12 protein-coding genes and 2 pseudogenes are annotated in these 8,135 nt (G+C 59.4%); all 14 read right to left on the minus strand.

What is annotated here, in order from left to right; genetic code table 11:
* Positions 1-229: 229 nt before the first annotated feature.
* The 14 genes and pseudogenes from ACIQ0R_RS12430 to ACIQ0R_RS12495 all read right to left on the minus strand — a co-directional run bounded on the left by ACIQ0R_RS12430 (position 230) and on the right by ACIQ0R_RS12495 (position 7,942).
* Positions 230-853 (minus strand): IncP plasmid survival protein KfrC family protein, encoded by a 624-nt coding sequence (locus ACIQ0R_RS12430; RefSeq protein WP_395827965.1) that lies wholly within the window; start codon positions 851-853, stop codon positions 230-232.
* A gap of 39 nt (positions 854-892) precedes the next feature.
* The gene (locus tag ACIQ0R_RS12435) at positions 893-1,234 is read right to left on the minus strand and encodes a KfrB domain-containing protein (protein ID WP_395827968.1); all 342 of its coding nucleotides are present in this window, start codon (positions 1,232-1,234) and stop codon (positions 893-895) included.
* A gap of 88 nt (positions 1,235-1,322) precedes the next feature.
* Entirely contained in the window at positions 1,323-2,360 is a 1,038-nt protein-coding gene (locus tag ACIQ0R_RS12440; RefSeq protein WP_395827971.1) for a DNA-binding protein, read from the minus strand.
* A gap of 166 nt (positions 2,361-2,526) precedes the next feature.
* Entirely contained in the window at positions 2,527-2,820 is a 294-nt protein-coding gene (locus ACIQ0R_RS12445) for a hypothetical protein (protein WP_395827974.1), read from the minus strand.
* Positions 2,821-2,899: 79 nt separating this feature from the next.
* Positions 2,900-3,934 (minus strand): transcriptional repressor gene korB, encoded by a 1,035-nt coding sequence (locus ACIQ0R_RS12450; RefSeq protein WP_395827978.1) that lies wholly within the window; start codon positions 3,932-3,934, stop codon positions 2,900-2,902.
* Entirely contained in the window at positions 3,931-4,701 is a 771-nt protein-coding gene (locus tag ACIQ0R_RS12455) for a ParA family protein (RefSeq protein WP_395827981.1), read from the minus strand. Before ACIQ0R_RS12455 ends, ACIQ0R_RS12450 begins: the two co-directional genes overlap by 4 nt.
* Complete coding sequence (locus ACIQ0R_RS12460; RefSeq protein WP_395827984.1) at positions 4,698-5,000, minus strand: transcriptional regulator KorA; 303 nt, start codon at positions 4,998-5,000, stop codon at positions 4,698-4,700. The genes ACIQ0R_RS12455 and ACIQ0R_RS12460 overlap by 4 nt, the downstream gene beginning before the upstream one ends.
* Positions 5,001-5,122: 122 nt before the next feature.
* Positions 5,123-5,437 carry a KleE stable inheritance protein gene (gene kleE, locus ACIQ0R_RS12465; protein WP_395827988.1) on the minus strand — a complete coding sequence of 105 codons (315 nt, stop codon included), beginning with the start codon at positions 5,435-5,437 and terminating at the stop codon, positions 5,123-5,125.
* A 117-nt stretch (positions 5,438-5,554) separates the two neighbouring features.
* Positions 5,555-5,783: pseudogene (gene kleA, locus ACIQ0R_RS12470) on the minus strand (stable inheritance protein KleA).
* Between the two features lie 145 nt (positions 5,784-5,928).
* On the minus strand, positions 5,929-6,186 hold the full coding sequence (locus ACIQ0R_RS12475) for a transcriptional regulator (protein ID WP_395827991.1): 258 nt from the start codon (positions 6,184-6,186) through the stop codon (positions 5,929-5,931).
* Positions 6,187-6,211: 25 nt separating this feature from the next.
* A complete protein-coding gene (locus tag ACIQ0R_RS12480) occupies positions 6,212-6,625 on the minus strand; it encodes a hypothetical protein (protein ID WP_395827994.1) in 414 nt (137 codons plus the stop codon).
* 4 nt (positions 6,626-6,629) lie between these two features.
* Complete coding sequence (locus ACIQ0R_RS12485; RefSeq protein ID WP_395827997.1) at positions 6,630-6,914, minus strand: hypothetical protein; 285 nt, start codon at positions 6,912-6,914, stop codon at positions 6,630-6,632.
* Positions 6,915-6,973: 59 nt separating this feature from the next.
* Positions 6,974-7,414: pseudogene (locus ACIQ0R_RS12490) on the minus strand (antirestriction protein).
* A 189-nt stretch (positions 7,415-7,603) separates the two neighbouring features.
* A complete protein-coding gene (locus ACIQ0R_RS12495) occupies positions 7,604-7,942 on the minus strand; it encodes a hypothetical protein (protein ID WP_395828000.1) in 339 nt (112 codons plus the stop codon).
* Between the last annotated feature and the right edge of the window lie 193 nt (positions 7,943-8,135).

An 8,135-nucleotide genomic window follows, 5' to 3' on the forward strand; every position in this document is an offset into this window, starting at 1 on the left:
GCAAGAAGTGGACGATGCCATTGCGGGACTGGAAGGGAGCACTTAACCGCTTCACTATCCAGTTTGAAGAACGGATGAAGCCGAATTAAACGAAATTCCGTTTACACAAAATCCAGCACACCCTCTTGCGATGTTCAACGTGTTGGCGTCGTGTATCACGCTGGTTGCTGCGGGCGTGGCCCTATGGGTCGCGCTCCGATGAAAAAAGCCCGGCGAGCCGGGCTTTCGTTTATCTGGCTTGGGTCAAACCGAGGCGCAACCCCCGCCCAACAGGTTCGCCCCGCCGCTCGCGCTCCGAGGCTTGCTTCTTCTCTTGCTCCTGCTTGCGCAGCAAGGCTTGATGAAGGCACTGGGCCTCCCGCATTTCTTCCCAGTCCTTCGCAAGCTCCGGCTCGTGGGCGCGCACCTTGCGGTGCGCCAGCTCTTCAATGCGTGGCCCGTGAGCACCCATGCCCTCCTTGATTTCGCGCACGGCCTCAAGCCGGCCGTGAAGGCGCTGCATAGCGCTCTGCTGTTGCTGAACTTGGCTTTGCCACTTGGCGCGGGCACCAGGGCGCGACAAAAGACCGGGCTGACCCGCCTGCGTTTGCTGCAAGCGTGACGCCTGCTGCTCGATCAGGTTTTCAAGCCGATCTTCGATCCGCTCGGCCTGGTCGTGCTTCGCCTCGACCTGCGCCGCGAAAGCGGCGCTGTATTGGGACTCCAAGGGGGAAGCCTCAAGAAGTGCGGTTTGCTCGGCCTGGGCCTCCTGCGCACGCTCCAAGAGAGCGTCCCCCTGGGCGACGGCATCCAGCCCTGGTTTTGCGGGTTGTAGGCCCGGCCGGGCCGCCTGCGATTCCTTGGACTGGATCATGTAAAGCGCCTCCTAAATTTTAGCCGCTAAAGTTAGCAATCAAGATATGCCTCGCCCTAGCTTGATTGACGACGCGGTTACTACCGCCTTGCCGCTGTCGTATTTGACGCTTGAATTCGCGCCGATTTCAGGCAGTTTATCGAAATCCGCCCGGTTATGCATGACAAAGCTCTTGCCGACTTGCTGGTAGACGTGATCCTTGTCGGTATGCACGATCACGCCTTCATGGGCTTTTGCCTTGTCGGCCTGACTGGACAGGTGGATGTTGTAGATGCCGGGTTTCACTGACCCAGCTTTCTCCACCTTGTCGGTATTCCACTGCCCCCCTTGCTCGCTCTGAACAAGACGTTGCCCGTTCATTACAAGAAGGCGTTGCTTCATCTGGATGCTCCTTTAGAGTCTGTTTCGGTCAAAAAGGGGCATTTTGGCCTGATTAGGGTAACTTGTCGCGTTTCGACAACACTCCATTTTATCCCAAAGTGTTCGATTTATCAGTCTTTTTGAGGGTCTTTTGCTCTGCGTTGTCGCTTTTTGCCTTGACTGCCTGCATCAATTGGGTATTCAGTTCCTTGAGGGCGTCCAGTTGGCCGCGCAACGTGGCCGCCTCTTCTCGCGCCTCTTCTCGCGCCTGGCGCTCGCCCTTGCCCGCCTGGTCGCGCTCGGCTTGCGCTGTCGTCATGCGTTCGGCCATGCGGTGCGCCTCGGTTGCAGCCTGCTTGCGTTGCTCCTGGTTCGCCTCCTGGGCGCCCTCGGCCCTGGCCTTCACAGTCGCCAACTCGGTGCGCAGCGCGTCGGCGACGGCCGCCGCCTTCTCTGCTGCCGCTTCGGCTTTGGCCTGGGAAGTCGCCAAATCGGCCCGTAGCGCCTCAATCTCGGCCGCATGAGCCTGGCGCACCCCGGCCAGCTCTGCGCGGCCTTGTGCGGCCTCCTGGTGCGCGTGGTCAAGCTCGGTGCGCAGGTCGGATGCCCGGCGCTCGATTTCTTCGGCTCGCTGTTCGGCGACGGCGGCCCGCTGCTGCACGCCCAGCAAGGCGTTGCGCGTTTCCTCGATCTGCTGGCGTTGCGCCTCGGCGTCGGCCGCCGCTTGGCGGCCGGCAGCTTCCAGCTCTTCAATTCTGGCCTGGCCAGCTTCCAGCTCGGTCTTCTGCGCCTCGAAGGCGTCGGCCATCTGCTTGTTGAGCGTTTCCGCCTCGATCCGCTCGGCGTCCCAGCCGGCTTGCGCCGCCCGCAACGATTCGTTCGCCAGCTCCTGCGCCTCATGCCACAGGGCGGCCAGCGCCGCGCTGCTGGCCTGCATGACAACCTCGGGCACCTGGACGGCCACCGGGGCGGCCTGCGCCGTCTGCGCACGTCGCCACTCCTTCATGCCGGCGCTCGCGTCGTTCATGTTGACCCTGGCCGTCTTGCGCACGGCGTCAACGGTCGGAAAGGCCGCACGGCCGGCCTGCTCGTACAGCGAGTCAGCGGTGGCAAAGATGCGGTCGCGGGTGTCTTTGGCTAGTTCCATGTGGTCGGCTCCGGTTGGTAATAATAAGAAGAATAATATTCTTATTATTACCTGTCAAGCGTATAGCTAAACTTTTTTAGCGGCTAAAGCGCCCGGCCTGGTGCGCGATGGACGAAAAAAACCCGCCTCGGTGGGCGGGTGGCTTGGGGATCGGGGGGCGGCAGTCTTATGCGCGCTGCTGGTCGTTGCATCGGCCTGCGGCGCAAGCGCAGCGTCGGCGTCGGTCGCAGCTCGATGCGATCAATTCCAGCTCGGCCAGGTCAATCTTGCGCATGGCATCGGCCAGCAACGTCTGGACGAAACACATAGCCTTTTGGCCGCTCACCCCTGTATGGGCGCAAGCGACACTGGCAGCGCTCAAGGCATCCTTGCAGCGGCAAATGAGTGTCTGGAGCTGGTGAACTTCTGCCTCGCTCGGCTCATCGAGCGTCGGCGTGCTGCTAACATTTCCGGTAGCCATATAGCACCTCTCATCCAGGTTGCGGCGTGGTTAGAAGGCTTCGGCTGTTGACGCACCCGAAACCTTCGTCTACTGAGGATTAGCCCTCGACCAAGGCGACCAGCGTAACGCTGCTCAGATTGGCCTCGAACTCCTGGCCGTCATCGTCGTACTTCAACCAGGCGAAGCCCTCGGCTGGTGGACGGCGATTCAGAATCAGCCGCGCCGGCCGGTCGTTGTGCTGCACCTGGACGATGGCCTTTTTCAGCTTGTCGGGATCGTCGGCCTTCTCCTTGTCCTTCTTCTTGGCGTCCGAACCTTCTTGGCCGTCGCCCTCCCCGCCCTCGTCACCAGCGCCCTCGCCGCCATCCTGCTGCTCTTGCTTGCGCTTGTCGTCCAAGAACTCGCGCAACAGCTTGACCGAACCCCGCGTGATTTCTTGGTTCTCGTCGCCCAGCCAGTCGGTGACTTCCTCCGGCTTCTTCTTGAAGGCCGTCACCAGCTCGTTGATGACCGTCACGTCCTTGGCGCGGCCCGAATTGAACGCCGCGGCAATCGGGTCTGGCAGGTCAAGCAAGGTGACGTGCTGCGTCACGAAAGCCGGCGACTTGCTGATGGCCTTGGCAATCTCGCCCTTCTTGATTCCCTTGGCCAGCTCGCGGCCGATGTAGTCGGCAATCTCGCGGGCCGTCAGCTCGTTGCGTTGCAGGTTCTCGACAACCTGGTCGGCCTCGTTGTAGTCGTTGTCGATGAAACCGGGAATCACGGTCTTGTCGGCCCGCTTGGAACCACGGAAACGCCGTGCGCCGTGGTTGATGAGGTAGCGCCCTGGTGCGGCCGGGTTGTCGCACACGGAAATCGGCGTCTTGACGCCACGCAGCTTGATCGACGCCGCCAGCTCGTCCAGGCTCTCATCGGAGAAGCCGGGGTTGTCCTCGGTGCGCGGCTGGTGTGGGTCTTCGTCAATCAGATCCATTTCCAGCATCAGCGGGCCACCACCGTTCGCGGCGGCCGTAGGAGCGTCCAGGAGCGCCGACAGGTCGCCCATGCTATCCAGGCCCAGGCCGGACGATTGCGGCTTGCCTGGGGCCTCTGTGGTGCCCTTGCCGGGCGCTTTCTTGGTTGCGGTGCTCATTGTTGAATCTCCATCTTTTCAAAAACATAGGCGGCCAGTGCGCGCACTTCCTGCGTGGCCTTGCGAGCGGCGGTCTTCTTGATCTTCCATACCGGCACCCCGGAGGCCAGCGCATCGGCGATGCTGCTGCGCAGCCCAATGCCGGCCGGGATCATCAATTGCGGATAGGCGGCCCGCAATTCAGCCTGGTGTCGAACATGGCGAGGGTTTCGGGCGTCCACCTTGCTCGGAACCATGCCAAGGAATTTCAGCGTCGTGTTCACCTTGCGCACGTTCGCAATCGTGGTGAGCATTTTTTTGATGCCCTGGATGCTGTACGCCTCAAGCTCGATGGGGGACAAAACGCAGTCTGCCGCGTACAACGCGGCCGCCAGACTGACGCCAAGGGCGGGAGCGGTGTCGATCAGCACCACGTCAAAGCCGCAGTCGGCCAGCGCCTTGATGTTCGCCTTGAAGGCCCCGGCCGCGTCGGTCAGGCTGCGCTTTTCCATGTTCGCCAGAACAGCATCGGACTCGATCAGGCGCATCAAAGGGCCTTCGGGAAGCTCTGCAAACGCCTTGCGCACTGCATCGCCGTCCTGGTCGAACAGTTGGCTTGTCAGATAGCCGCTACCGAATTCTTGCAGCGTGAAAGAAGCATTCCCCTGGGTGTCAAGGTCGATGACCGCGACACGCAAGCCACGCTCGAAAAAGTCGAATGCCAGGTGAACCAGGCTAGAGGTCTTGCCGACCCCGCCTTTTTGTTGCGCGACCACGAGTGTCTTCATTTCTTGGATTCCCGTTTCTTGGCGTCCTCGGCCCATTTCTTGACGATGTACGCTTGACGCTCCGGCAGAACCGCCGAAACCCTCTCGTACCCCTGGGGTAAATTCGTTGCCGCAAACGCGGCCCACACTCTGTTCACCGCTTGCGAGACTGCCCCCCTGGACAGACCCAGCGAAACCACGAACGACGCTTGCGGTTGCCCCTGCACCAACACGCCGTGCGCTATCTCGATAGTTTGCTGACCCACCTCCAAGCCCTTGATGCACGCTTGAAACTGGGCTTCGGACAGCCGTTTCTTCATGAAATTCACCCATACTCGTTGCTCCGCGCCTAGTTGAAAAATGCCGGTGTCAGCCAGCAGCCTAGATAGAAGTTTAGCTAAACTTTTGCAAGCCGTCAAGCGTTTTAGCGGCTAAAATTTCCTCAAAGACCTTTCGGCCGATAGACGGAAACGAAGTACGTGAGCATGGTCAGCACTGCGAAATGAAGCAGGAACGCGACACCAGCATGTATTCCTGGCGTGTTCCAGTGATACATCATGCGAATGAGGTGGTAGACGCAATCGAGCGCGACAACCCATTTCAGGATCGGCCAGACCAGCACCACAACAACCCAAACCGCCTTGAGCACGGCCGCGCCTATGCCCGCCTTGACAGGCGTAGGCAATGGCGTTGCGGCCTTTGGCGCATCCTCAATGGCAGGCTTCGCCCGCCTCGGGAAGTTGATGATGTTCGTCATTGCTTGACCCCTTATTGCGTTCCAGTTTCTAATGCTGGGTGCAGGTGTCCGCGCCTGGGCTTGGGTATGTCAGTGCCTTCGCCAAAACGCCCCGGATAACTTCGGGGCGTTTCCTTACTACCCAGCGCAGCGTTTCGCCTGCTCTATCACTTCAATCGACCAATTTCCCTTGGCGTCCGCTTCCAAGGAACACCCGTTGAAATACGCTTGCGAGCGCAGCGCCTTGGCGCGTAAGTTCTGCCGCTTTCAACATCAGTTCGCCAATTTGATCGCGACGGGCTTGCAAGGTGGTGGATGCCACGCTCGGAAGCAGGTCGATCCACGGCATGACGCTTGATTTACTCATCGGAGTTCTCCGGTTGTTGACCTGAGTGAATTACCCGGCCTTCAACTGAAGTATAGGACAATTTGCCCTAGTTGTCAAGCGAATTTAGCTAAACTTTACCATTTTTTAGCCGCTAAAACTCTTCTCCTGGCGTAAAAACTGGTTGTTAAGTCTCCTTCCAGATGCACCCCTGGCCCGCAAAATCGCACAGCAGCGCCCAAGCTGCATAGGGGATTGCCGAATCCTCCCCAATCCAGCGGCGCACCGTCCTGTCGCCCTTGGCTCCAAGCCCCAGCACCTTCGCGGCATGCCCTCCGGTGAAGCCCGCAAGGCGCATCACCTCTCGCACCTCTTCCCCCGTTGGTTGCACCCAGCCACTTGTTGCCGGCCGCAGGCATTCCAGCCTGATATTTGCCTCTGTCATTGCACAGCTCCTTTCTTCTAAAAAATCATTCGAGCACTCGCAGGCCATCCATGCCGTACACGGCTTGAATGCAGCGAGGGTCGGAATCGACAACCCTTCTCCCGTTTCGATTTATCTTGTAGGTTACAGGTCTATCGTCGTGCGCCCACACTTGGCGCGTATCTGCGCTTACCTTGGTAACGACGATGACTTTACCTGCGTCCCTCGAAAAGCACGGGTGATGCACACTGACGATTTCGCACCGCACACCTGGTCGGAAGTCTTCGACTTTATTCCTGGCGTCAAACCTTGGCTTGGCTGTTGCCGCTCTCGCGGCCTCGATCTTGAGCTGTGCCGCTGCCTCCCATTTCCTGACGATGAAAGCCTGGTGCGTGGTCAAAACCACGTCAACTAGCACGTACCCAGCGGGCACCAGCTCGGGCCTGTTCTCGTCGTTCATGGATTCATGCCTGGGCGCGATAGAAGCGGCTGACCAGCTTTCCGTTGACCTGGCGAAACACCACAACGCCCGTCCCACCTTCCAGCTCGAAGACGTTCACCGTGGGAGCTTCTACCTGGCGCACGATCTGCACCGTTTGAACCACGGGAGCCGGGGCAAGCGTAGGGCCGGCCGATGCGAGCATCAGCACGCCAGCGGCACCAGCCACGATGCTTGCCAACATGGCAGGAAACGCCAGCGTTGCGGCCGCCAGTACCAGCACCCCAAGAATCACGTTCAGCATTTTCATGAAATCACTCCTGTTTCGGTCGAGTAGTGGCCCCAGCTTTGCAGCCGGGGCCAGCGGTCTTAGTCGATGGCCCGGAAGATCGGGCGGGCTTCGGCGTGGCCGTCCGCAAACTCCCGCAGAAGTAGGTAGAGATCCACCAGCGCGTCGGTTGCGGTGGCATCCCTGTCTTGGATTTCAGAGGCGAGCTAGCACAGCGCAAACAAGGTCGCCACGATGCCGGCAGCGTCGGCCGACATTTCACCGCTGAACCCGTTTCCGTCCACCTCCACACGCAGGCGCTTGTCCGGCTTGGGAGCCATGTAGAAGCCGCCGTTGGTCAAGGTGTAGTAGTTCCAATACCCGCCGTCGTAGTCCTCACTCAGTCGGCGCAACCAGGCATAAACCAAGGCTTCGCCTCGCATCATCAGACGCGGCCCGAAGTAAGAAGGTAGGAAGGTAAGCCGGTGGTTATCGGCCACCAAGGACGCGGTAACGGGCTGCTGCTGTTGGTTGTCGTTCATCGGAAATCTCCGGTTGTTGACCTGGGCGAAATGCCCGGCCTTCAAAATGAAGAATAGGGTAAATTGCCCTATATGACAAGCAATATATTCGATTTACGGGGAGAACAGGGGAAACGGAAAAAATCGTACGCTAAGGATTTTTCGGATGCTCCAGCTATTTTGTTGGCTTGTTACGGGCCAGTAGTCGCGTCACCGTGGACGGATGAACATTGAACAGGCGTTCCGAATCGGCCACCGTTTTTTGCCCAGAACCGACCAAGTAGACGTTTTATTGGAAAAGCCTTGACAATGTGCTTTTTCTGCCAAGGCGACTTTGACCACGGATGACACGGTGCCGGCCTTGTGGACAGTGATCGAGCGCCGGCCGAAGACTGGGAAGCCCAACAAGGCGCGCTGCGTTGTCGAGTCGAGCCGGATAGGTTGCTCTTCCAAGCCGGCAAGGGCCACGGCTTCAAAGAAGGTGTAGACGCTCGGGGCCTTGCCTTGGTATGTCCAGGCCTGCAGGGCGGCAAAGGCGTTTGCTTTCATCGGAAATCTCCGGTTTGAGGTAGTGCGCCCAAACCCTTGGAATTTCCCGGCGTGTGAATTTTGGGAGTGAGCTTCCCTCGATTTTTCGTCTTCCAACAGGTGGCTTTTATGCCGCCTGTTTTTCCTGATGTTGCTCAGTGAGCCAGTCATCTAAATACTGGCAGGGTGAACGATAGCCAAGCGTCGAATGCTG

The sequence above is a fragment of the Collimonas sp. genome, from assembly GCF_044339385.1.
Classification (GTDB): Bacteria; Pseudomonadota; Gammaproteobacteria; order Burkholderiales; family Burkholderiaceae_D; genus Collimonas.